Below are 21,157 nucleotides of genomic sequence, written 5' to 3'. Positions count from 1 at the left end.
AAGACTCAGGGGAGAATGCATGTTTCGATTTTCTGGACTCGCCGCCGTCGTGCTTGTGCTGGCTTCGACCGCAACGATGGCGGACACACAGGAAGACGCCATCGCCGCGACATGCCCGAATGCAGCGGCATGGAAGCTTCGTATGCAAAGGGCTCATCCCGATCGGACTGCCGAGGCACGCGAGCATCGCGATGAGGTTCGAACCTTCACCGCCCCCGCATATCGCGACGAAATGCATCGGCGTTTCCTTGCCGATCAGGCGGCGCGCGATGCGTGGACGGCCAAGGGACTGACGCCGGAAGCGTCGGCCCCCATGCGCAAAGTGGACACGGATAACCAGGCATGGTTCAAGCCGATCTTCACCAGGCAAGGGTTTCCAACCGTCGCCGAGGTCGGCGAGCGCGGCGTGGACGAGGCCTTCTATCTCGTCCAGCACAACCCGGAGGACAGCGCGTTTCAGAAGGCGATGCTGCCCGCGCTGACGGACCTCGCTAAACAGAATCTTGTGCCGAAGGCCGATGTCGCCATGCTGACCGACCGCATCCTCCGGTACGAAGGCAAGCCGCAGATTTACGGCACTCAGTACCTGAGCACCATCGATAACCCAGACCTTCGCCTGGAGCCGACGAACGACATGCCGAACCTGGACAAACGTCGCGCCTCGATGGACCTGATGCCCAGCGAGGACTGGACATGCGTCATGAAGGTGGTCTACACGCCAGCGAAGGCAACGCCCTGACGCCACCTTTCATCGCCGCGCGATGACGTCCCAGCTGAGTTCGTAGCGAGCCAGATATTTGCGCAGGCGATCGGCGTCGTTAGTGCTGGCCCGCTTACTCCGTGACGCGGCGAAAAGTTGTCGACCCGCATCCGAGAGGCTCCGGCAGCGACGGCATACGGCAATAACCTCGCGAAGCTGAAGGCGATCAAAAAGATCCAGGTCATCGAGGGCTTCGCCGAGAAGCTCGCGAAGCACATCGCCCTCGCCTTCCTGTCGCCACAGTCGTCGAAGGCGGCCCATCTCTTCGTCCACGCACTCGCGGTTGATACGTCCCGCAGGCGCCAGCGTGGCCATACGCGTGACCGAGGCACCCAGGTCGCGGAAGTTGCCGGTCCATGTCGCATCGGTCGAGGTCGCGAAGGCAACGTACGCCTCGCGGGCCTCCTTGTTGAAGGTGACGCGACGATTCTCGTCGCGCGCGTAGCGTTCCAACTCGTAGTCGAGATTAGGCTCGATGTCTTCCATGCGCTCCGCAAGGCCGGGCAGGTGGAACGACCAGATATTGAGTCGCGCATAGAGGTCGTCGCGGAATCGCCCTTCGGCCACGCGTTTGCCGAGATCCCGATTGGTGCCGGCGATAAGCTGGAAGTCGCTGGCCACCTCGCGATCACTGCCAACGGGCAGGAAGCGTTTGTCCTCGAGCGCACGCAACAGCATTGCCTGCTCGTCGGGACCGAGTTCGCCGATTTCGTCGAGGAACAGTAGTCCCTTGTCAGCGCTACGCAGCAGGCCGGCACGCTCGCCGACCGCGCCGGTGTAGGCGCCTTTGACGTGGCCGAACAGGGCGCTCATCGCGCCATCGCCGCGCAACGTGGCGCAGTTCACTTCAACGAAGCGGCCCGTGACCTCACGGCGTCCCTGTTTCAGTTCGAACAGGCGTCGGGCCAGCTGGCTCTTGCCCGCGCCGGTTGGCCCCATCAGGAGGATCGGGGCGACCGAGCGGCTACCCACCGTCTCGATCTGCTCGATCATCCGATTGAACGCGGCGTTGCGTGTCGCGATACCACTCTTCAAGTGGCTGCGGTCTTCCTGCTGTTCGCCCTCAAAGCGCTGTGCCAGCCGGTCGTAACGTGACAGGTCCAGGTCGATGACGCTCAACTCACCTACGCTGGCCGGCACGCCCTGCTTCCGAGGTGGTGAAGCCTGAAGCAGCCGGCCCGGCAGGTGCCGGCTCTCGGTGAGAAGGAACAGGCAGATCTGGGCTACGTGGGTGCCGGTGGTGATGTGGACGTAGTAGTCCTCGTTGTCCGGGTCGAATGGGTAGCGCCGCGCGAACGCGTATAGCGTCTCGTAGACCGATTCGAAGTCCCAGGGGTTCGCAATGTAGGTGTCGTGGATACGGACCTCGGTTTCCGGCGACACCTGGGCGAGGTCTTCGCAGAGCAGGCGGCTGGTCTTCGCGTTGCGGCGCTCGTCCACAAGCAATTCCATCCGTCCGATCAGGAAGTCCTCGTGCAGACTCAGCGAGACGGTGGGACGCCAGCGCTCCCAGCGGCCCGGGCCGTCGCCGGCATCCAACTGCGTGCCGACGAATCCGATCACGACCTTGGTCTTCATGGCTATCCCTGATGATAAAAAACGATACATCTATATCGTAATCGATCAAAACGAAGTGTGTCCGCGATACGGCCATGAATAATTAAGCGAAGCTATATCAAGAACTTAAAAGAAAACAGGCCACATTGGCACGTCTCCTGCTCTGCCTCGATCATTCCCAGGAGATCGCCACGATGGCTAACCTTCAACTTTTCATGAGCTCCCGCGGCGCCCAAGCGCCGGCGGCAAACACGGTGAACGAGGCCGGCGGCAACGCTTACGTCCGCGACCCGCGCGCAGCGCTCGCCTTATATGCGGTGACGGGTTGCCTCAACGGTACGTTCTACGCCGAGGCGACGACGCAACTTGCCCAGACGCTCGCCTTGTGCGAGTCGGTCACGGCGGAGTTCGTCGCCCAGGTGGCGATCTACGCTCGTCAGCAGTCGCATATGAAGGACATGCCGGCGCTTCTTCTCGCCCACCTCGCCAACCGCGACGGCGATGTGCTCGAAAAGGCGTTCGGTCGGGTCGTGGACAACGGCCGCATGTTGCGCAACTTCGTGCAGATCGTCCGCAGCGGCGTCACCGGCCGCAAGTCACTGGGCTCGCGTCCGAAGCGTCTGGTCCGTGAGTGGCTTACGTCGGCCTCGACCGACCGTGTGCTCGGTGCGGCAATCGGTGGCAACCCGTCGCTCGCGGACATCGTGCGCATGGTTCACCCGCGTCCCGGCGATGCGACGCGGGAGGCTTTGTACGGCTGGCTCATAGGCCGTCCGTATGCGCCGGCAGCGTTGCCGGAGAGCGTGCGCGCCTACGAAGTGTTCAAGAGCGATCCGCGGGGCGATCTGCCGGACGTACCGTTCCAGTACCTCACGTCGTTGCCATTGACGAAGCCGCAATGGAAGACGATCGCCCTGCGCGGCTCCTGGCAGGCAACAAGAATGAGCCTCAACACATTTGCGCGGCATGGACTGTTTTCCGACAAGGAAGTCGTGGGCGTAGTGGCGAAGCGCTTGCGCGATCCGGAGGCGATCGCGAATGCACGCGTCCTGCCTTACCAGCTGATGGTCGCGTACATGAACGCCTCGGCAGACATGCCGGAGCGGATCGCGGATGCCTTGCAGGATGCGATGGAGATCGCGACCCGTTCGGTACCGAAGCTGCAAGGCAACGTGGTCGTGGCGGTCGACGTGTCCGGTTCGATGGCATCGCCTGTGACGGGTTACCAGAAGGGCGCCACCACCGTGGTCCGGTGCGTTGATGTCGCGGCACTGATCGTCGCCTCACTGCGTCGGTCGAACCCCGCGATCCGTGTGATGCCGTTCGATACCGAGGTGCGTGAGGTGAAGCTCAACCGGCGGGACAGTGTCATGACACAGGCGAAAACGCTGGCGGGCATGATCGGTGGCGGCACCGCGGTCAGTGCGCCGATCGCGAAGCTGGTGAAGGAGAAAGCGAAGGTCGATCTGGTGGTGATCGTCTCGGACAACCAGAGTTGGGTCGACATGCGCGCCGGACGCGGTGGCACGGAAACCATGCGTCAGTGGCAAGCCGTACGCGCCGCAAACCCGGGCGCGCGCCTGGTCTGCATCGACCTGCAGCCGTATGCCACGAGCCAGACCGTCGAAGGCAAGGCAGGTGTCACGCACGTCGGCGGTTTCAGCGATGCGGTCTTCGAGGTGCTGGCCGGCGCGGCGCGCGGCGATACAGCCGGTCAATGGATCGAGCGGATCGAAACCACACCGCTCTGAGCAAGGTAATCCCCGGCGGGAATGGGCCCGTCGGGGCCAGGTTTCAACCTGCGGCGAATGCCGGCGGAGCTACTGACTGACAAAGCCTTCGGGCGAGAGGGTTCGAGTCCCTCAAGCGCTTCACCACCTTTGTCGCCGCACCTTTTCATAACCAGCGGATGCATATGGAACTACATGTCGCGGGTTCGATTCCCGCCGGCCACCCGGCCGTAGCTCAGTGGTAGAGCAGCCGTTTCATCTTTATTGCCGCTTGATGCACGATACGAATTCACAAGGAAGCAAGTCATGAGTACCACCGCCTACGAAGTCATCAACGAGCCTGGCGCCGCGCCGATCAAGCTGTGGACACGCGGGGTGCCGCTGGAAGCCGAGGCACGCCAGCAGCTGATCAACATCGCGAAGCTGCCCTTCATTCATGGATGGCTCGCCGTCATGCCCGACGTTCACCTGGGCAAGGGCGCAACAGTCGGTTCCGTCGTGCCGACGATCGGTGCGATCGTCCCCGCGGCCGTCGGCGTCGACATCGGCTGCGGCATGATCGCCACGCGTACGACGCTGACCGCGTCCGACCTTCCGGACGACCTGCGCGACCTGCGTCATGCGATCGAGGCAGCGGTGCCGCACGGCCGTACGCTCGGCAAGCGCGACAAGGGTGCCTGGGCCACGCCGCCGAAGGCGACCGAGGATGGCTGGAGCGAACTCGTGCAGGACTTCGCGGTGATAACGGCGAAGTATTCGAAGCTGGGGCGTACCAACAACCTGCATCACCTCGGTACGCTCGGCACGGGCAACCACTTCGTCGAGATCTGTCTGGATGAGGAGCAGCGCGTGTGGTTCATGCTGCACTCCGGATCTCGTGGCGTTGGCAATGCCATCGGCAATCACTTCATCGAGCTGGCAAAGCAGGACATGCGTCGCTGGATGATCAACCTGCCGGACCAGGATCTCGCGTACCTTCCGGAAGGCAGCGAGCACTTCGGCGACTACGTCTTCGCAGTCGACTGGGCACAGCGCTTCGCCAGGATCAACCGCGCCATCATGATGCGTCATGTGATCGAGGCGGCGCGCAAGATCATCACGAAGCCGTTTGACGCATGGTCGGAGGCGGTGAACTGTCATCACAACTACGTCAGCCGCGAGCGCCACCTGGGCAAGGATGTCCTCGTTACCCGCAAGGGTGCGGTGAGCGCGAAGAAGGGTGAACTGGGCATCATTCCAGGCAGCATGGGCGCGAAGAGCTTCATCGTGCGTGGCCTCGGCAACGACGAAAGCTTCCACAGCTGCAGTCACGGTGCAGGTCGTGTCATGAGCCGTACACAGGCGAAGAAGCAGATCACGCTCGAGGAGCACCGCAAGGCAACGGCGCACGTAGAGTGCCGCAAGGATGCGGATGTCATCGATGAGTCCCCGGCGGCATACAAGTCCATCGAGGCGGTGATGGCGGCGCAGGAGGACCTCGTCGAGATTGTCCATACCTTGCGCCAGGTCGTCTGCGTGAAGGGTTGAAGGAGTAAGCCCCGCCTTAGGGCGGGGCAACGGACAGGAAAAGGACATGATCGAACTAGACGGTCAGGCCGGCGGCGGACAATTGCTCCGCACGGCGCTGGCACTCAGCTTATGCACCGGCGAGGCGTTCGCCATGACGGGCATTCGTGCGCAACGTGAGCGCCCGGGCCTGCTGCGTCAGCATCTGACGGCGGTCGAGGCCGCACGTTCCGTGGGCGACGCCGCGGTCGAAGGCGCCACGACCGGCTCCACTGAATTGCGCTTCAGTCCCGTCGGCATCCGTGCCGGCGATCACCGCTGGACGATCGGAACCGCGGGATCGACCACACTGGTGCTTCAGACCGTGTTGCCCGCCTTGTGGATGCACGGCGTGGCGGCCAGGCTGACGATCGAAGGCGGTACACACAACCCGCAGGCGCCGACTGCCGATTTCATCGACGAAGCCTTCCTGCCGCTGATGGCACGGATGGGTCTCGACGGTGACTTCAGCATGGGTGGGCATGGCTTCTATCCGGCCGGTGGCGGCAGCATTGCCTTCGACCTGCGCGCCAGTGCGAAACCGTCGGCCCTGCACCTGCCTCACCGCGGCGACATTGTCGAGCGCCACGCGCGCGCGATTCTTTCCGCTATACCGCATGGCATAGGCCAGCGTGAGCTCGACGTCACCCGCCGTCGTCTTAGACTGCGCGACGACGAAGTCTCCGTGCGCCAGGTCAAACCGTCGACGGGTCCTGGTAACGCGCTGAGCATCCGTCTGCGCGCGGAACACAGCACGGCCGTGTTCACCGGTTTCGGCATCAAGCGCGTGACGGCGGAACACGTGGCCGAAGGTGCCAGCAAGGCGGCGCTGGCATGGCTGGCCACCGGCGTCGCAGTCGACGAGCATCTCGCGGATCAACTGCTTTTGCCGATGGCACTCGCGGGAGAGGGAAGTTTCAGTACGACGCTGCCTTCAGATCACACGCGCAGCAACGCGGCTTTGATCGAGAAATTCCTGCCGGTCGAATTCGCGTTCCACGACGAAGGCGGTGGCCGCTGGCTCGTCGAGGTGTCGCGCTAGCGTCCCGCTTGATTCAACCAGGCATGACCAGATGCATCGGCGTCTCGCTCAACGGCTTGCCGGTGCACTGGTCGATCACGACCGCCTTGATGGGCTGCCCCGTCTCGTTGCTGGCCAGATGGCTGGTGGGCGGGCCGCCACCGTTATAGGTGCGGCCCCATTCGCCCATCGCCGCCATGATCGGAATGAAATCCCGCCCCGCCTGGGTGAGGACGTATTCGTCGCGCGGCGGCCGTTCGCTGTAGCGACGCTTTTCCAGGACGCCGGCCTCAGTCAGCGTCTTCAATCGACGGGACAGGATGTTCGGCGCAATACCGAGGCTGGTCCTGAACTGGTCGAACTGGGACATGCCCCGGCTGGCATCCCGAAGGATAAGCACGCTCCAGGTGTCGCCCACGAGGGCGAGGCCACGGGAGATCGCGCAGGTACCCGAAGAAAGTTTGTCGATGTCCATTGCATTATGATAGCGATGTCACTATCGTATGGCAACCTAGTTACTATCCTTTTGCAACTAACCTATGCGGAGAGACACCATGAGCACCGAAAACAAAGGTACGGCCATCGTTACAGGCGCTTCCTCGGGCATCGGCGAGGTCTACGCGGAGCGCCTGGCCGCCCGCGGCTACGATTTGATCCTGGTCGCCCGTCGTCTCGATCGCCTGGAAGCCCTGGTCAAGAAGATCGGTGAAAAGACCGGCCGCAAGGTCGAAGCCCTCAAGGCCGACCTGACCCAGAAGGCGGACGTCGCCCTGGTCGAGAAGCGCCTGAAGGAAGACGCCTCGATCACCCTGCTGGTCAATAACGCCGGCATCTCGCTCGAGGGCAGCATCCTCGAGAACGACACGGCCGCCATCGAGCAGCTGATCGCGATCAACATCACCGCGCCGACCGTCCTCTCGGCTGCCGCGGCCAAGGTGTTCAAGGCGCGCGACAAGGGCGGCATCATCAATATCGCTTCCGTGCTGGCCTTTGCCCCGGACATGTTCGATGGCATCTACAGCGGCTCCAAGGCCCACGTCGTCAACATCACCCTCGGCCTTGCATCCCAGCTGAAGGGCACGAACGTGCGTGCGCAGGCCGTGCTGCCGGGCGCCACCCGCTCCGAGATCTGGGAGAAGTCGGGCAAGGACGTCGACGTCCTGCTGCCGGGCATGGTCATGGAAACCGCCGACCTCGTTGACGCCGGCCTGCTCGGCTTCGACCGTGGCGAAGTGGTCACCATCCCGCCGCTCGCAGACGAAGGTCAGTACCTGGCCTATGACGCTGCCCGCCTGGCGATGGCCCCCAACCTGTCGCGCAAGGAAGTGGCTCCGCGCTACCGCGCGTAACCGCTGGCATTCCCCGTCAACCGCGTCGCCCTTGCGGCGCGGTTGGCAATGCTTCCGTGTGTGAACAGCGGCTTATCCCACCTTTACACATCGACCCGCACGAATGCGCGCTAAACTACGGGGCTCGCTCGATTCTCTTGCGGTTCGGCATGCCCTCATTCGTTTTCGGCGCCTTCGGGCTGTCCACGCTCTGGCTACTTCCCCTCCTCTGGCGCATCGGCGCCGCGCTGGTCCGTCGGCGTTCTCCGCCCACGGTCGGCCCGGGCGCGATCCGATTCTGGTCAGGGTTTGCCCTGGTCGTGCTCGCGAGCACAACGCTCGAGGGCATCGTTATTTCGCACTACACGGATGACCCTGCGGTAGGCGGTGTGGTTTGTCGCTGGCTCGGCTCGGCATTCGGCGACTTTCCCGGTGCCGCCATCACGTCGCTGGTCGCCGTCGGGATCATCCTGGTCGCTCTTCCCTGGTATCTCGGCGTTTCGTGGTCGTCGGCCATCGTTGGCCTGAACCGCATTCTCGAACCGATGGGTGCCCTGGCCATCGAAGGCACGCGCCGCCTCGTGACGCGTACCTCGTCCCGCGCGACGGGCCGTCGCCCTGCTTCCGCCGTGCGCCGCGCCGACCGTGCGCCTGCCGCGCGCCGTCGCGCGAAGGCCTCGCCGGCGGTTTCCTCCAAGCCCTCGCTGACCGCTCAGCCCGTTTCCAGCGCAACCGCCCGACGCGACGCCCTGCGCAACGACGCAGCGCTTGCCGATGCCGTACGGCCGTCGGTTTCGACGCCCGTGCCACCGCGCCACCGTGCGAAGCCCGATACCGTGATCCGCGAACCCTGGTTGGCGCCGCGTGGGCTCGCGTCGCCGCCGTCGCCGTCGCCGTCGCCGTCGCCATGGCCATCGTCATCGTCATCGTCATCGCGGGAAGTCGAAGCCGAGCGGCCCGAGGTCGAACACATCAGCGAGACATCGTCGGTCACCACCTCTTACCGAACGTACGACCGTCCTGCGGCCGTGACCTCCGGCCCCGCCCGCGCCGAGGAACATTCTTACAGTGCCCTGCGTCGTGCCGAAGAAGAGCGAGTACCCATCGAACTGCCGACGACAGCAATCCCTGAAGAACCCGCACCGCTTCCCGTCGTCGTCTCGCCACCCATCGCGCCGGTCTCCCGTTTCGCGGTTGCCGCTAACGATGAAGTGCCTGTTGAACCGATTCGCACGATGACACTTACGCCTGTGCGGCCGCTTCGCAATGGTGGTGGCGTCAGCGCCATCGGCCTCCCGCCTTTGACCTTGCTCGCTCCTGCATCGCCGAGCTCGAACGCCGCACTCGCCATCTCCGAACAGGATCTTCGCGACACCGGCGAACTGATCGAGCAACGCCTGCGCGAGTTCAAGGTGCCGGTGCAGGTTGTCGGTGCGTCGGCGGGCCCGGTAATTACGCGATACGAAGTCGAGCCCGCCGTGGGCGTGCGTGGCAACCAGATCGTCGCGCTTATGAAAGACCTGGCGCGCGGACTCGGGCGCACCACCATCCGCGTAGTCGAGACCATTCCGGGAAAGACCTGCATGGGTCTCGAGCTGCCGAACGAACAACGTCAGATGATCGCGCTGTCCGAGATCCTCGACTCCGCCGAGTACCGCGAGTCCGATTCACTGCTAACTCTCGCGATGGGGAAAGGCATCACCGGCGAGCCGGTGGTTGCCGACCTCGCCAAGGCGCCGCACATGCTCGTCGCTGGCACGACCGGCTCGGGCAAGTCGGTGGCGGTGAACGCGATGATCCTGTCGATGCTCTACAAGGCGACGCCTGAAGACGTCCGCATGATCATGATCGACCCGAAGATGCTGGAGCTCTCCGTCTACGAGGGCATTCCGCACCTGCTGGCGCCGGTAGTCACCGACATGAAGCTGGCCGCCAACGCCTTGAACTGGTGTGTTGCGGAGATGGAAAACCGCTACCGCGTGATGTCCGATCTGCGCGTGCGCAATCTTGCTGGTTTCAACCAGAAGGTGCGCGAGGCGCGTGCGGCGGGCAAGCCGCTGTTCAATCCGTTCCCGGCGCATCCCGAAGTGCCCGAACATCTCGACACCTTGCCGATGATCGTCGTCATCATCGACGAGCTGGCCGACCTGATGATGGTCGCCGGGAAGAAGATCGAGGAGCTGATCGCGCGGCTCGCGCAGAAGGCGCGTGCCGCGGGTATCCATCTGATTCTTGCGACGCAGCGTCCTTCGGTCGACGTCATCACCGGCCTGATCAAGGCGAACATCCCGACGCGCGTCGCCTTCCAGGTGTCGTCGAAGATCGACTCACGGACCATCCTCGATCAGATGGGTGCGGAGAGCCTGCTCGGTCAGGGCGACATGCTGTTTCTTCCGCCGGGTACGGGTTATCCGCAGCGCATCCACGGTGCGTTCGTTGCCGACGAGGAAGTGCATCGCATCGTTGCGTGGCTGAAGCAGTTCGGCGAGCCCGATTACAAGGACGAGATTCTTGCCGGACCGCCGAGTGACACTGTCGACGGCGAGCCGGGCGAAGACGGTATCGATGCCGAACTCGATCCGCTGTACGACGAAGCAGCTGCGTTCGTGCTGCGTTCGCGTCGCGCGTCGATCTCATTCGTGCAGAGGCAGTTCCGGATTGGCTACAACCGCGCGGCGCGCCTGGTCGAAGCGATGGAAGCGGCGGGGCTGGTGTCGTCGATGGGCATCAACGGGCAACGCGAAGTGATCGCGCCGGGGCCGTCGGACTAAGCCCTTTGGTGAGAACGGCTCCCACAGGAAGCAGGTACAAAAAAGCCGGGCCGTCGTGAGACGGCCCGGCTTTTCACAACAGACGCATCGAGCGACGCTTATTCCTTGGTCAGGAGCTTCAGCGGCACGGCGATGGACTTGTCCACCGGCTGCTTGTCGATCAGCTTCTTCGCGGTCTCGACGCCGAGCTTGCCAATTTCTTCCGGCTGCTGGGCGACCGTGGCGGCCATGGCGCCGCTCTGCACGGCCGTCTTGCCGTCGGGCGTGCCGTCGAAGCCGACGACCAGGATCTTCTTGTTCTTACCGGCCAGGGCCTGCACCGCGCCGAGTGCCATTTCGTCGTTCTGGGCGAAGATGGCCTGCACGTCGTTATTGCCCTGAAGCAGGTTCTCGCTTACCGAGAGGCCCTGTGCACGATCGAAGTTCGCCGGCTGCTGCGCGACGACCTTCATGCCGGTCGTGGCGATCTGATCGTCGAAGCCCTTGCCGCGCTCACGTGCCGCCGAGGTACCGGCGACGCCCTGCAGTTCGATGATGTTGCCCTTGCCGTTGAGCTGCTTGGCAAGGAAGTCCGCCGCCATCTTGCCGCCGGCGATGTTGTCGGAGGCGATGTGCGAAGCGACTTCGGCACCGTCGACGCCGCGATCGAGCGTGATCACCGGGATGTTCGCGCGCTGCGCGGACTGCACGGCGCCGGCCAGGGCCGAGGAGTCGGTCGGGTTGAGCAGGATGACCGAGACGCGCTTCTGGATCAGGTCTTCGACGCTGGAGATCTGGCGAGCCGGATCGTCCTGCGCATCGACGACGACCAGCTGCAAGCCGGCGTCCTTGGCGGCCTTCTGGGCACCGTCCTTGAGCTCGACGAAGAACGGGTTGTTCTGCGTCGACAGGGCGAGGCCGATCACCGGCGTGCCGGAAGCGGCCGCGCCGCCAGCGGTGGAAGCGGCGGCCGGCGTGGATTCGCCCGGGCCCTGCTGCGAGCAGGCCGCGAGCAGCGTTGCCGCCGCAGCGGCGAGGAATGTGACTTTACGCATGGTGTATTTCCCTCGTTTTGTTTTTTTACTGCCGCCTGTCGAGCAGGACGGCGATCAGGATGACGATGCCCTTCACCACCTGCTGGTAGAAAGAGCTTACGCCGAGCAGATTGAGACCATTATTCAGGAAGCCGATCAGCAACGCGCCGATCAGCGTGCCGAAGAGCCAGCCGCGGCCGCCGGCCAGGCTGGTGCCGCCGAGCACGACCGCGGCGATCGCGTCCAGCTCGTAGCCTGCACCGGCGGTGGCCTGCGCGGAATACAGGCGTGAGGTAAGCACGACACCCGCGAATGCGGAGAGAAGGCCGGAAAGACCGTAGATACCCAGCTTCATCGGCGAGACGCGCACACCGGAAAGGCGGGCCGCTTCTTCGTTGCCGCCGATCGCCACCACGTGACGGCCGAAAACCGTACCGCGCAGAAGGAAGCCGCAGAGGATGAAGGCCACCGCCATCCAGATCACCGGCAGCGGGATCAGGTTGGCGATATAGCCGCCGCCAAGCATGGCGAAGCCGGGGTTCGTCACGGGAATCGGGCTGCCTTGCGTATACGACAGCGTGAGGCCGCGCAGCAGCGTGACCGTGCCCAGCGTGGCAATGAACGGTGCCACCTTGCCCCACGAGACCAGTACGCCGTTGATCATGCCGAGCACGAGACCCAGCGCGAGGCCCGCACCGACCGAGAGCACCATGCCATGGCCCGCGGCCATGAGGCCCGCGGTGATCGCACCGGTGAAGGCGAGGATCGCGCCGACGGAAAGGTCGATGCCGCCGGACAGGATCACGAAGGTCATGCCGAAGGCGATCAAGGCATTGATCGACACCTGGCGCAGCACCGTGAGCAGGTTGCCCGTGGTCAGGAAGTCCGGGCTCAGCACCGACAGGACGATGAAGAGAAGCAGGAGTCCGATCACCGAGCCGAGGCGCTGGAACAGCGTCTTGGCCTGGCTCCAGTTGAGTTGAAGCGTCATGTCAGTGGCCTCCGGTCGCGGCAGTCATCACGGTTTCCTGGGTGGCACCGTGGGCTTCGAGCAGGGCCGTTGCATGCCCCTCGTGCATCACCAGGATGCGATCGCTCATGGCGAGCACCTCCGGCAGTTCCGAGGAAATCATGAGAATGGCCACGCCCTGCTCCGCGAGTTGATTGATGATGTGATAGATCTCGGCCTTGCCGCCGACGTCGACGCCGCGCGTGGGTTCGTCGAGGATGAGGACGCGCGGTTTCAGTGCCAGCCATTTGGCCAGCACGACTTTCTGTTGGTTGCCGCCCGACAACGCGCTCACGCTGAGCTCCATGTCGCGCGTGCGGATCTTCAGCGCTTCGATCAGCCCGCGTGTCTGGGTTTTCTCGCCGCCGCGATCGACCAGGCCGATGTGCGCGGGAACGCGTGGCAGGCTGATGTTCTCGCGCAGGCTCAGGTCGAGTACGAGGCCCTGCGCCTTGCGGTCTTCGGTAAGGAAACCGAAACCGGCGTTGATCGCCTGGTTGGGATTGGTCGCGGTGACCACTTCGCCATCCAGCAGCACGCGGCCTTCCGAAGGCTTATCGAGGCCAAAGAGCAGGCGTGCCAGTTCGGTGCGACCCGCGCCCAGCAGGCCGGCGACGCCAAGCACTTCACCCGAACGCAGGTCGAAGCTCACGTCTTTCACCATGCCGCCGGAGATATGTTCCACCTGCAGGCGTACCTTGCCCGGCGTGGAGGTGCGCACCGGGAAGCGTGCTTCCAGCGTGCGGCCGACCATCATCTTGACCACTTCGTCGAAGGCCAGCCCCGGGACGGGACGCGTGCCGACGAACTTGCCGTCGCGCAGGATCGAGATGCGGTCGCAGATCGCGAAGATCTCTTCCATGCGATGCGACACGTACACGATGCCGGTGCCCTTCTCGCGAAGCGCGCGGATCAGCTTGAACAGCGTCGTTGTCTCGTGTTCGGTCAACGCCGCGGTGGGCTCGTCCATGATCAGCACGCGCGCGTTCTGGCCGAGCGCACGGGCGATCTCGACCATCTGCTGCGTGCCGACGGAAAGGCGCTCGACGCGCGTATCCGGATCGAGCCGCTCCATGCCGACCTGGGCGAGCCACTCCATCGCCTTCTTCGTCATCGCCTTGCGATCGAGCAGGCCGAAGCGCTGGATCTCGCGGCCAAGGAACAGGTTGTCCGCGATGCTGAGCGCCGGGATCAGGTTCAGTTCCTGATGGATGATCGCGATGCCGTATTTCTCGGCATCGGCCGGCGTGGTGATCGAAACGGCCTTGCCATCGACTTCGATCGTGCCCGAATCCGGCGCGTAGATCCCCGTGAGGATCTTCATGAGGGTGGACTTGCCAGCGCCGTTCTCACCCATCAGCGCGTGCACTTCGCCGGCGACCAGTTCGAAGTCCACACCTTCGAGCACCTTTACCGGGCCGAAGGCTTTGTGAATGTCCTTCATGGTGACGAGGGTCGTGGCCATCAGAAGGTCACGCCCGCGTGCAGGATCACGTTCGCGTAAGGCGAGGTCTCGCCGGTACGCACTACGGCGACGGCACGCGCGCTGAGCCGCTTCAGGTCTTCATGCGAAACCTCGGTAACGGCCAGGCCGTCCTTGCCCAACCGCGCGGCGAGTGATACCAGAGCGGGATTGCGTGCGTGGATTTCGCTGGCAACCGTCACGCTTTCAACGGCGAGTTCCGCGTACACGGCTTCGAACACCGTCGCGAAATCCGGCGTGCCGGGCAGTACCGCCAGGTCGATACAGGGAACGCCGGGTGGCACCGGCAGACCGACATCGCCGATGACCAGCGTGTCGGTATGGCCCATGGCGGCGATCACGCGGTTGAGTTCCGCATGGAGCAGCCCGCTACGTTTCATCGATGTGTCTCCAGGAACGCCGTGACCTCATCGGCACGCGGCATGCCGCCCTGGGCGCCCAGGCGCGAGACGGCGATCGCCGCGGTCGCGCACGCTTTGCGCACCGCCACGTCGAGGCCTTCGGCGAGGAACACCGCGAGCGCGGCATTGAAAGTGTCACCGGCGCCGGTGCTGTCCACCGCGTCGACCTTGAAGCCGCTCTGGTGCCGCGGCTCGTCGTCCTTGTCGCGGAACCAGGCACCGTCCTCGCCACGGGTCAGTACGACCGGGCAGGGAGCGCGACGCATGAGCTCGCGGAAATCGGTTTCGCCATCCGCACCCAGGACCGTGGCGAGTTCGTGCTGGTTCGGCGTGAGGAAGCGCACGCGAGACAGCCACTCGACCGGCAGCAACTGTGCAGGGGCGGGATTGAGAATCACCGGAGCGCCTTCCTCCTGCGCGATGCGCAACGTGGCGTCGACGGCGTCGAGGGGAATCTCCAGCTGGACCAGCACGACGTCGGCGCCGCGAATGAGTTCGCGGGCGGCTTCGACCTGGGCGGGCGTCACGCGGCCGTTGGCGGCGGGCACTACGACGATGCTGTTTTCACCACCGGCGACCGTGATCGAGGCCGTGCCGCTGCCGATGCCGTCAACCCGTGTCACGTGGGTCACGTCGACACCTTCGGCCACGAGGCCGTCGTAGAGCTGCTTGCCGAAGGCATCGTCGCCGACGCAGCCGACCATGGACACGGAGGCGCCGAGCCGCGCGGCAGCGACTGCCTGGTTCGCGCCCTTGCCGCCGGGAATGGTGAGGAAACGATCACCGGTCAACGTTTCGCCGGGGCCGGCAAAGCGCGGCGCGAGCGTGACCAGATCCATATTGATGCTGCCGACAACGACGATTCGCGTCATGCCATGTAGCTCCGCGGTAAAGACTTCGGAACGTCCGTTGTTCGCCGGTGTGATGGGGATGGCGCGCAAATATACGCCTTGCACGCGCAGGATGCTTTGCTGCGCGTGCTTTCCATTACCGGGAGAGTCCCTTGGCCTCGAGTTCCGCGAGGTAAGCAGGCCATGCCGAGTCGTAGGCGCGGCCAAGGTCGTACAGCGTGTCCCAACCGAAGATGCCGCTCGCGTGGCCGTCGTCGAAGCGGATCAGCACGCCGTAATGGCCGGTGGGTTCAAGTGCGGTGATGCCCACGTTGCGCTTGCCGGCAACGAGCACTTTCTGCCCGGGGCCATGGCCCTGCACTTCGGCGCTGGGTGAGTTCACCCGGAGGTATTCACAGGGAAGTCGGAAGCGTTCGTCGTTGTCGAAACTGACCTCGAGGATGCGCGAGGCCGAATGCAGGACGATATCGAGGGGGCGCGGGCGGGACATGGGCCGGTGGCCTTGGTGGTTCAGAACAAATGAAAGCGGACACTGCGGGCTATCGCTCTCTGTGGGAGCCGCTGAAGCGGCTCCCACACGAAACGGCTAGCGCTCTTGCTTAGTGCGCGCTGCCGAAGCCGCCGCCGGTGTCGCCCTTCTCGAGCGGCGGCGGTACGCCGGCCACGGCTAGCAGCGACGTGGCGTAGGCATCTTCCATGCTGATGGTGGAGATCTCGTCCCACGAGAAGAACGACGGCTCGCTCAGCCATTCCGCGTCGGGGGTGATTTCCTGCATGTTGAAGCCTTCTTCTTCCACGCTGACGAGTCGGCCGATGTAGCAGACCTCGGCTTCGTCTTCGCTGTCCACATGCACACCGATGACCGGCGCATGCGCGGCGGCTGCTTTCACCACCTGCTGGATATCGTCCAGCGGGAAGTCGGCCGGCGGCGTCGGGCGGATGCCCTTCAGCGCGAGTGCCTTCTCGAGGAAGGTGCTGTGTTTGTCGGGTGCTTCGAATTCGGAGATGTCGCGATGCCGCATGATGTACATGCCGTCATAGCTGACGCCGTCGCCGATGACCCACAGCAGGAAAAATTCACGGCCAACTCCGCCCACGTAGCCGCAGAAGCTGCCGTGTTCGAGTTCGTCGCGCCACAGACGTACCAGCTGCTGGCTATCCTGCGCTTCACGCAGGCTCGCACGCTGGCCGTTGGTTTTGAGTTGAATAACCTTGCCCATATACGTCAATAGTTTACCAGAGGGGGGACCCCTCATTGTTCAGAGGATGTAACGGCTCAGATCCTCGTCCTTGACGAGCGAAGACAGGGTTTTGTCGACATATTCGGCGTCGATCGCATGCTTTTCGCCGGACTTGTCCGCTGCTTCGAAGGAAATGCGCTCCAGCAGGCGCTCCATCACCGTGTGCAGGCGGCGCGCGCCGATGTTCTCGGTGCGCTCGTTGACCTGAAACGCGACCTCGGCCAGGCGGTCGATCCCGGACTCGGTGAACTCCAGTTCCACGCCCTCCGTATTGAGCAGTGCAACATATTGCTTGGTCAGCGCGTTGTGCGGCTCGCGCAGGATGCGCTTGAAGTCGTCGACGGAAAGCGCGCTCAGCTCCACGCGGATAGGAAGGCGACCCTGCAGTTCGGGAATCAGGTCCGACGGCTTGGCGAGCGAGAACGCGCCTGAAGCAATGAACAGGATGTGGTCGGTCTTGATGGCGCCGTACTTGGTCGACACCGTGGAGCCTTCCACCAGCGGCAGCAGATCGCGCTGCACGCCTTCGCGGCTCACGCCGGCCCCGCCCCACTCGGAACGCTGGGCCACCTTGTCGATCTCGTCGATGAAGACGATGCCGTTCTGCTCGGCGATGTCCACGGCGCGGCTGCGCAGGTCGTCGTCGTTGAGCAACTTGCCGGCTTCTTCTTCGATGAGCAGCGGGCGCGCTTGGCGGATCGTCATCTTGCGCTTCTGCGACTTCGAGCCACCCAGGTTCTGGAACATCTTGCCCAGCTGCTGGCTCATCTCTTCCATACCCGGCGGGGTCATGATCTCGACGCCGACGTTGGTCGCGAAGTCCAGTTCGATCTCGCGATCGTCCAGGGCGCCCTCGCGCAGCTGCTTGCGCAGCTTCTGCCGCGTATCACTGTCGATCGCGGGCGCCGATGAGCCGGTGTCGTCCCATCCGGTCGCCTGCTGGCGCCGAGGAAGGAGTGCGTCCAGCAGGCGATCCTCGGCGGCATCTTCGGCCTGGCTGCGCACGCGGCCCTTCGCCTGGTCGCGCACGAGCTTGTACGACACATCGGCGAGATCGCGGATGATCGACTCCACATCCTTGCCGACGTAGCCCACTTCGGTGAACTTGGTCGCTTCGACCTTCACGAACGGCGCGTTGGCCAGGGTGGCCAGGCGACGGGCGATTTCCGTCTTGCCGACGCCCGTCGGGCCGATCATCAGGATGTTCTTCGGGGTGACTTCCTCACGCATGCCCGGTTCCAGCTGCATGCGGCGCCAGCGGTTACGCAGCGCGATGGCCACAGCGCGCTTGGCGTCCTGTTGGCCGATGATGTAGCGGTCGAGTTCGTTGACGATCTCGCGGGGAGTGAGTTCGGACATCGGCTCAGAGCTCCTCAATGGAGACGTTGTGGTTGGTGTAGATGCAGATATCACCGGCGATCTTGAGCGCTTTCTCTACGATCGTGCGCGCATCGAGCTCGGTATTCTCCATCAGCGCGAGAGCTGCGGACTGGGCGTAGGGACCGCCGGAGCCGATCGCGATCAGGCCGTGCTCGGGTTCGAGGACGTCGCCATTACCGGAAATGAGCAGCGAGGCCTCCTTGTCGGCGACGGCCAGCATGGCCTCGAGGCGACCCAGGCGGCGGTCGGTCCGCCATTCCTTGGCCATTTCCACAGCGGCGCGGGTGAGGTTGCCGCCGTGCTTGACCAGCTTCTCTTCGAACAGCTCGAACAGGGTGAAAGCGTCCGCGGTGGCGCCAGCGAACCCGGCCAGGACATCGCTCTTGCCGAGGCGGCGCACCTTGCGGGCGTTGGCTTTCATGACGGTATTGCCAAGGGTGACCTGACCGTCGCTGCCGATGACGACCTTGTCGTCCCGGCGGACGCAGACGATGGTCGTAGCGTGCATCGGTTCCATAGCGGGTTCCTTCGGGGAGTCGGCTAGACGTGGGGGCCGAAGGCAGGGGTAGCAAGGCTCGGTGCTGTGCCGGAGACCCCTATCAGGGTCCGCCGCTCCCACATTTATCTATTTTCGCTTTGCTCTTGGATGCGCGGCGTCGTAGACCTTGGCCAGGTGCTGGAAGTCGAGGTGCGTGTAGATCTGCGTCGTGGCGATGTCGGCGTGTCCGAGCAGCTCCTGCACCGAACGCAGGTCGCCTGAGGATTCCAGCATGTGGCTGGCGAAGGTATGCCGGAGCATGTGCGGATGAACCCGCTTGGTTTGCCCGCTGGAGAGCTTGGCCAGCCGCATCTGCACGGCGCGGGCGCTGATCGGCGCCCCACCACGGCCCTTGAAGACAGGCTGTTCCGGGCCGGCTCCGCCCAGCGTGGCCAGCCCTCTCAATGCCGTGATGGCAAAGCGGCCGACCGGAAGGATGCGCGTCTTGCTGCCCTTGCCGAGCACACGTACCTGGCCGTCTTCGAGGTCGAGGTCGCCCCAACGCAGTTGGGTCAGCTCGGAAAGACGCAGGCCGCTGGAGTAGAACAGCTCCATCATCGCCGAGTCCCGCGGTGCCAGCGTGCCGCCAAGGTTGGTCTCGACGAGCTCCTTGGCCTCGTCGGCATCCAGAACCTGGGGCAGTTTGCGGCGCACCTTGGGGCCGCGAACAGCGGCCGCCGGGTCGTGGGCGAGCTGCCCCTCGCGCGTGAGGTAGCGAAACAACGTGCGACAGGCGGAAAGGAGGCGTTGGATGCTGTTGGGCTGGAGGCCACCGCGGTGTTCGCGGGCAATCATGCCGCGCAGGCGATCGGGGCTGAGCACGTCGAAGCTCGCCATCCCCTCGGCTTCCATGAAGCCGAGCAGTTTCTCCAGATCACGCCGGTAGGCCGAAAGGGTGTGGACGGATGGCGCACGCTCGGCCGCGAAGTGCCGCAGGAAGGCCTCGACGGCCTCGCGCGGGCTCACGCGGCCTTCCGCGCCCGTTCGATCGCCGAGCCGACGGTGGTTGAAATCATGTCCAGGAACAGCGTGCCCATGCCGGGGTGGAAGCGATCCGCATCGGCGCTGCCAATGGCCAGCAGGGCATCCGGCCCCACGCGCATAAGCGCGGCCGACCGGACATCCGGAGCTTCGTCGCCGAACAGGCGGTGCAGCTTGTCCGGCGCGAGGCGGCCGGCGACGGGGTCCGCGTGCTCCAGGAACGAGGCGAACTCCGGCAGGCCGGACGTTCCGCGGGGCTCGCGCAGCAGCCAGGGCTCGTCGGGAAGACCAGCCAGGTCGCCAAAGAAGACCAGGCGGATCCGCTCGGACTGGAAGTCTTCGGTCAGGCGGCGGACCACGCTGCGTACCGTTTCCTCGATGTCCTTGGCGCTGAGCAGGGCCAGCATCAGGCCATGCACGCGGCGCATCAGCTTCTCATTGTCGCCAGCGATCGACGACAGGTCCTTCAGGCGCGTTTCAAGCTCGGCATTCTTGTCACGCAGGGCGCGAAGCTGATGCACGGCAAGCGAGGCGGCCGGACCGTTGCTGCTGGGCAGCGTGAGCGCGTTGGCGATTTCGGGGTAGTCGGCGAGGAAATCAGGGTGTCGCCGCAGGTAGGACGCCACGGTGGCTGGCTTGATGTCGCCGTCGATCGCGGTGTCAGTCATCGGGTGTATTCCTCATTGATGGCCAGTGTGCCCCGTTCGTGCGTGAACGTCACACTTCGCCTTCGAAAACAAAGGCGGCCGGGCCGGTCATCCATAGCGTGTGGCCAGGGCCGTGCCATTCGATGGTCAGCGTGCCACCGGGCAGTTCGATGTTCACTATGGGCGCGGCCATGCCCAGGGACTGGGCTACCGCGGCCGCCGCGCAGGCACCGGTACCGCAGGCGCGGGTCCAGCCGCTGCCACGTTCGTGCACGCGCAGGCGGATGCGATCGGGGCCCAGACGCTGCGCAAAACCGACATTGACGCCCTGCGGGAAGGCCGGATGCGCCGTGAGCGCCGGGCCGAGCAGGTCGATGCGCGGATCCGCGAGGTCGTCGTCGAAAATAACGGCGTGCGGGTTGCCCATCGACACCGCGCCGAACGTGATCCGCTCGCCGGCGACTTCCAGCGTATAGGTGGCGGCCGGCGAGGTCGCATCGAAAGGAAGGGAGGCCGGTGCGAAGTCCGGCTCGCCCATGTCGACGACGACGCGATGCTCGTCCAACACGCGCACGGTGACCGGCCCCGAGGGGCTTTCCAGTCGGACGTCGGTGTCGCGCTCGATCACGCCGTCGCGGTAGAGCCAGGCGGCGACGCAACGAACGCCATTACCGCACTGCCCCGACGGCGAGCCGTCCGCATTCCAGATGCCGTAGTAGAACTCGCAGGTGGGATCGCGCGCCGGCTCGATGCTGATCAGCTGGTCGAAGCCGACACCGGTGTGACGGTCGGCGAGCGAGGCGATCCTGGCGGCGTTCGGTATCCGCCCCGCGTCCTCGCGCCAGTCCACGATGACGAAGTCGTTGCCGATCCCATGCATCTTGGTGAAGCGGTTCGGCAT

The 21,157-nt window shown here is 64.5% G+C and carries 20 protein-coding genes; 6 read left to right on the top strand and 14 right to left on the bottom strand.

All coding sequences use genetic code 11. The features are described 5' to 3' along the window. Positions 1–19: 19 nt before the first annotated feature. On the top strand, positions 20–739 hold the full coding sequence (locus tag ACVWWJ_RS00475; RefSeq protein ID WP_456966365.1) for a DUF6624 domain-containing protein: 720 nt from the start codon (positions 20–22) through the stop codon (positions 737–739). Between the two features lie 9 nt (positions 740–748). On the opposite strand, the gene rtcR is transcribed toward ACVWWJ_RS00475, so the two are convergent. Continuing rightward, positions 749–2,338: an RNA repair transcriptional activator RtcR gene (gene rtcR / locus ACVWWJ_RS00470; protein WP_456966364.1), complete on the bottom strand. Its 1,590-nt coding sequence runs from the start codon at positions 2,336–2,338 to the stop codon at positions 749–751. Between the two features lie 173 nt (positions 2,339–2,511). On the opposite strand from rtcR, the gene ACVWWJ_RS00465 reads away from it, so the two are divergent. From ACVWWJ_RS00465 to rtcA, 3 genes are all read left to right on the top strand, one after another. Next, on the top strand, positions 2,512–4,068 hold the full coding sequence (locus ACVWWJ_RS00465; RefSeq protein WP_456966363.1) for an RNA-binding protein: 1,557 nt from the start codon (positions 2,512–2,514) through the stop codon (positions 4,066–4,068). A gap of 285 nt (positions 4,069–4,353) precedes the next feature. Beyond that, the gene (locus ACVWWJ_RS00460) at positions 4,354–5,574 is read left to right on the top strand and encodes an RtcB family protein (protein WP_456966362.1); all 1,221 of its coding nucleotides are present in this window, start codon (positions 4,354–4,356) and stop codon (positions 5,572–5,574) included. Positions 5,575–5,620: 46 nt separating this feature from the next. Further along, a complete protein-coding gene (rtcA, locus tag ACVWWJ_RS00455; RefSeq protein ID WP_456966361.1) occupies positions 5,621–6,634 on the top strand; it encodes an RNA 3'-terminal phosphate cyclase in 1,014 nt (337 codons plus the stop codon). 13 nt (positions 6,635–6,647) lie between these two features. Here the strand turns inward: rtcA and ACVWWJ_RS00450 are convergent, their stop codons facing one another. Continuing rightward, entirely contained in the window at positions 6,648–7,088 is a 441-nt protein-coding gene (locus tag ACVWWJ_RS00450; protein ID WP_159896357.1) for a winged helix-turn-helix transcriptional regulator, read from the bottom strand. A 79-nt stretch (positions 7,089–7,167) separates the two neighbouring features. On the opposite strand from ACVWWJ_RS00450, the gene ACVWWJ_RS00445 reads away from it, so the two are divergent. Together ACVWWJ_RS00445 and ACVWWJ_RS00440 are read left to right on the top strand one after the other, a co-directional pair. Next, complete coding sequence (locus ACVWWJ_RS00445) at positions 7,168–7,962, top strand: SDR family NAD(P)-dependent oxidoreductase (protein WP_159896359.1); 795 nt, start codon at positions 7,168–7,170, stop codon at positions 7,960–7,962. Between the two features lie 149 nt (positions 7,963–8,111). After that, a complete protein-coding gene (locus ACVWWJ_RS00440; protein ID WP_456966360.1) occupies positions 8,112–10,712 on the top strand; it encodes a DNA translocase FtsK 4TM domain-containing protein in 2,601 nt (866 codons plus the stop codon). Positions 10,713–10,810: 98 nt separating this feature from the next. Here the strand turns inward: ACVWWJ_RS00440 and rbsB are convergent, their stop codons facing one another. The 12 genes from rbsB to dapF form a co-directional block, all read right to left on the bottom strand. Next, the gene (gene rbsB, locus ACVWWJ_RS00435; RefSeq protein WP_456966359.1) at positions 10,811–11,746 is read right to left on the bottom strand and encodes a ribose ABC transporter substrate-binding protein RbsB; all 936 of its coding nucleotides are present in this window, start codon (positions 11,744–11,746) and stop codon (positions 10,811–10,813) included. A 25-nt stretch (positions 11,747–11,771) separates the two neighbouring features. Further along, positions 11,772–12,716 carry an ABC transporter permease subunit gene (locus ACVWWJ_RS00430; protein WP_159896365.1) on the bottom strand — a complete coding sequence of 315 codons (945 nt, stop codon included), beginning with the start codon at positions 12,714–12,716 and terminating at the stop codon, positions 11,772–11,774. Between the two features lies 1 nt (position 12,717). Next, complete coding sequence (locus ACVWWJ_RS00425; RefSeq protein WP_159896367.1) at positions 12,718–14,199, bottom strand: sugar ABC transporter ATP-binding protein; 1,482 nt, start codon at positions 14,197–14,199, stop codon at positions 12,718–12,720. Continuing rightward, entirely contained in the window at positions 14,199–14,597 is a 399-nt protein-coding gene (rbsD, locus tag ACVWWJ_RS00420) for a D-ribose pyranase (RefSeq protein WP_159896369.1), read from the bottom strand. Before rbsD ends, ACVWWJ_RS00425 begins: the two co-directional genes overlap by 1 nt. After that, positions 14,594–15,490: a ribokinase gene (gene rbsK / locus ACVWWJ_RS00415; RefSeq protein ID WP_456966358.1), complete on the bottom strand. Its 897-nt coding sequence runs from the start codon at positions 15,488–15,490 to the stop codon at positions 14,594–14,596. The genes rbsD and rbsK overlap by 4 nt, the downstream gene beginning before the upstream one ends. A 115-nt stretch (positions 15,491–15,605) precedes the next feature. Further along, complete coding sequence (locus tag ACVWWJ_RS00410; protein ID WP_159896373.1) at positions 15,606–15,959, bottom strand: gamma-butyrobetaine hydroxylase-like domain-containing protein; 354 nt, start codon at positions 15,957–15,959, stop codon at positions 15,606–15,608. 109 nt (positions 15,960–16,068) lie between these two features. Then, positions 16,069–16,689, bottom strand: a complete 621-nt coding sequence (locus ACVWWJ_RS00405) for a hypothetical protein (protein WP_159890159.1) — start codon at positions 16,687–16,689, stop codon at positions 16,069–16,071. 39 nt (positions 16,690–16,728) lie between these two features. Next, the gene (hslU, locus tag ACVWWJ_RS00400; protein WP_456966357.1) at positions 16,729–18,069 is read right to left on the bottom strand and encodes an ATP-dependent protease ATPase subunit HslU; all 1,341 of its coding nucleotides are present in this window, start codon (positions 18,067–18,069) and stop codon (positions 16,729–16,731) included. Positions 18,070–18,073: 4 nt separating this feature from the next. Further along, complete coding sequence (gene hslV, locus ACVWWJ_RS00395) at positions 18,074–18,607, bottom strand: ATP-dependent protease subunit HslV (protein WP_456966356.1); 534 nt, start codon at positions 18,605–18,607, stop codon at positions 18,074–18,076. A gap of 108 nt (positions 18,608–18,715) precedes the next feature. Then, a complete protein-coding gene (locus ACVWWJ_RS00390; RefSeq protein ID WP_456966355.1) occupies positions 18,716–19,594 on the bottom strand; it encodes a tyrosine recombinase XerC in 879 nt (292 codons plus the stop codon). Then, on the bottom strand, positions 19,591–20,277 hold the full coding sequence (locus tag ACVWWJ_RS00385; protein ID WP_159890167.1) for a DUF484 family protein: 687 nt from the start codon (positions 20,275–20,277) through the stop codon (positions 19,591–19,593). Before ACVWWJ_RS00385 ends, ACVWWJ_RS00390 begins: the two co-directional genes overlap by 4 nt. Positions 20,278–20,326: 49 nt before the next feature. Next, positions 20,327–21,157 (bottom strand): diaminopimelate epimerase, encoded by an 831-nt coding sequence (gene dapF / locus ACVWWJ_RS00380; protein WP_456966354.1) that lies wholly within the window; start codon positions 21,155–21,157, stop codon positions 20,327–20,329.

The organism is Luteibacter sp. HA06, from assembly GCF_054061215.1.
Note: the sequence above shows the minus strand (reverse complement) of the source record. Positions and strands in the feature narration are given on the sequence as shown.

Coding starts and splice junctions, on each gene's coding strand:
- ACVWWJ_RS00440 (WP_456966360.1), top strand. CDS start 8,112: ATGCCCTCATTCGTTTTCGGCGCCTTCGGGCTGTCCACGCTCTGGCTA.
- rbsK (WP_456966358.1), bottom strand. CDS start 15,490: ATGACGCGAATCGTCGTTGTCGGCAGCATCAATATGGATCTGGTCACG.
- ACVWWJ_RS00385 (WP_159890167.1), bottom strand. CDS start 20,277: ATGACTGACACCGCGATCGACGGCGACATCAAGCCAGCCACCGTGGCG.
- rbsB (WP_456966359.1), bottom strand. CDS start 11,746: ATGCGTAAAGTCACATTCCTCGCCGCTGCGGCGGCAACGCTGCTCGCG.
- ACVWWJ_RS00405 (WP_159890159.1), bottom strand. CDS start 16,689: ATGGGCAAGGTTATTCAACTCAAAACCAACGGCCAGCGTGCGAGCCTG.
- dapF (WP_456966354.1), bottom strand. CDS start 21,157: ATGCCGAACCGCTTCACCAAGATGCATGGGATCGGCAACGACTTCGTC.
- rtcR (WP_456966364.1), bottom strand. CDS start 2,338: ATGAAGACCAAGGTCGTGATCGGATTCGTCGGCACGCAGTTGGATGCC.
- hslU (WP_456966357.1), bottom strand. CDS start 18,069: ATGTCCGAACTCACTCCCCGCGAGATCGTCAACGAACTCGACCGCTAC.
- ACVWWJ_RS00475 (WP_456966365.1), top strand. CDS start 20: ATGTTTCGATTTTCTGGACTCGCCGCCGTCGTGCTTGTGCTGGCTTCG.
- ACVWWJ_RS00445 (WP_159896359.1), top strand. CDS start 7,168: ATGAGCACCGAAAACAAAGGTACGGCCATCGTTACAGGCGCTTCCTCG.
- ACVWWJ_RS00430 (WP_159896365.1), bottom strand. CDS start 12,716: ATGACGCTTCAACTCAACTGGAGCCAGGCCAAGACGCTGTTCCAGCGC.
- ACVWWJ_RS00450 (WP_159896357.1), bottom strand. CDS start 7,088: ATGGACATCGACAAACTTTCTTCGGGTACCTGCGCGATCTCCCGTGGC.
- rtcA (WP_456966361.1), top strand. CDS start 5,621: ATGATCGAACTAGACGGTCAGGCCGGCGGCGGACAATTGCTCCGCACG.
- ACVWWJ_RS00465 (WP_456966363.1), top strand. CDS start 2,512: ATGGCTAACCTTCAACTTTTCATGAGCTCCCGCGGCGCCCAAGCGCCG.
- rbsD (WP_159896369.1), bottom strand. CDS start 14,597: ATGAAACGTAGCGGGCTGCTCCATGCGGAACTCAACCGCGTGATCGCC.
- ACVWWJ_RS00460 (WP_456966362.1), top strand. CDS start 4,354: ATGAGTACCACCGCCTACGAAGTCATCAACGAGCCTGGCGCCGCGCCG.
- hslV (WP_456966356.1), bottom strand. CDS start 18,607: ATGGAACCGATGCACGCTACGACCATCGTCTGCGTCCGCCGGGACGAC.
- ACVWWJ_RS00425 (WP_159896367.1), bottom strand. CDS start 14,199: ATGGCCACGACCCTCGTCACCATGAAGGACATTCACAAAGCCTTCGGC.
- ACVWWJ_RS00410 (WP_159896373.1), bottom strand. CDS start 15,959: ATGTCCCGCCCGCGCCCCCTCGATATCGTCCTGCATTCGGCCTCGCGC.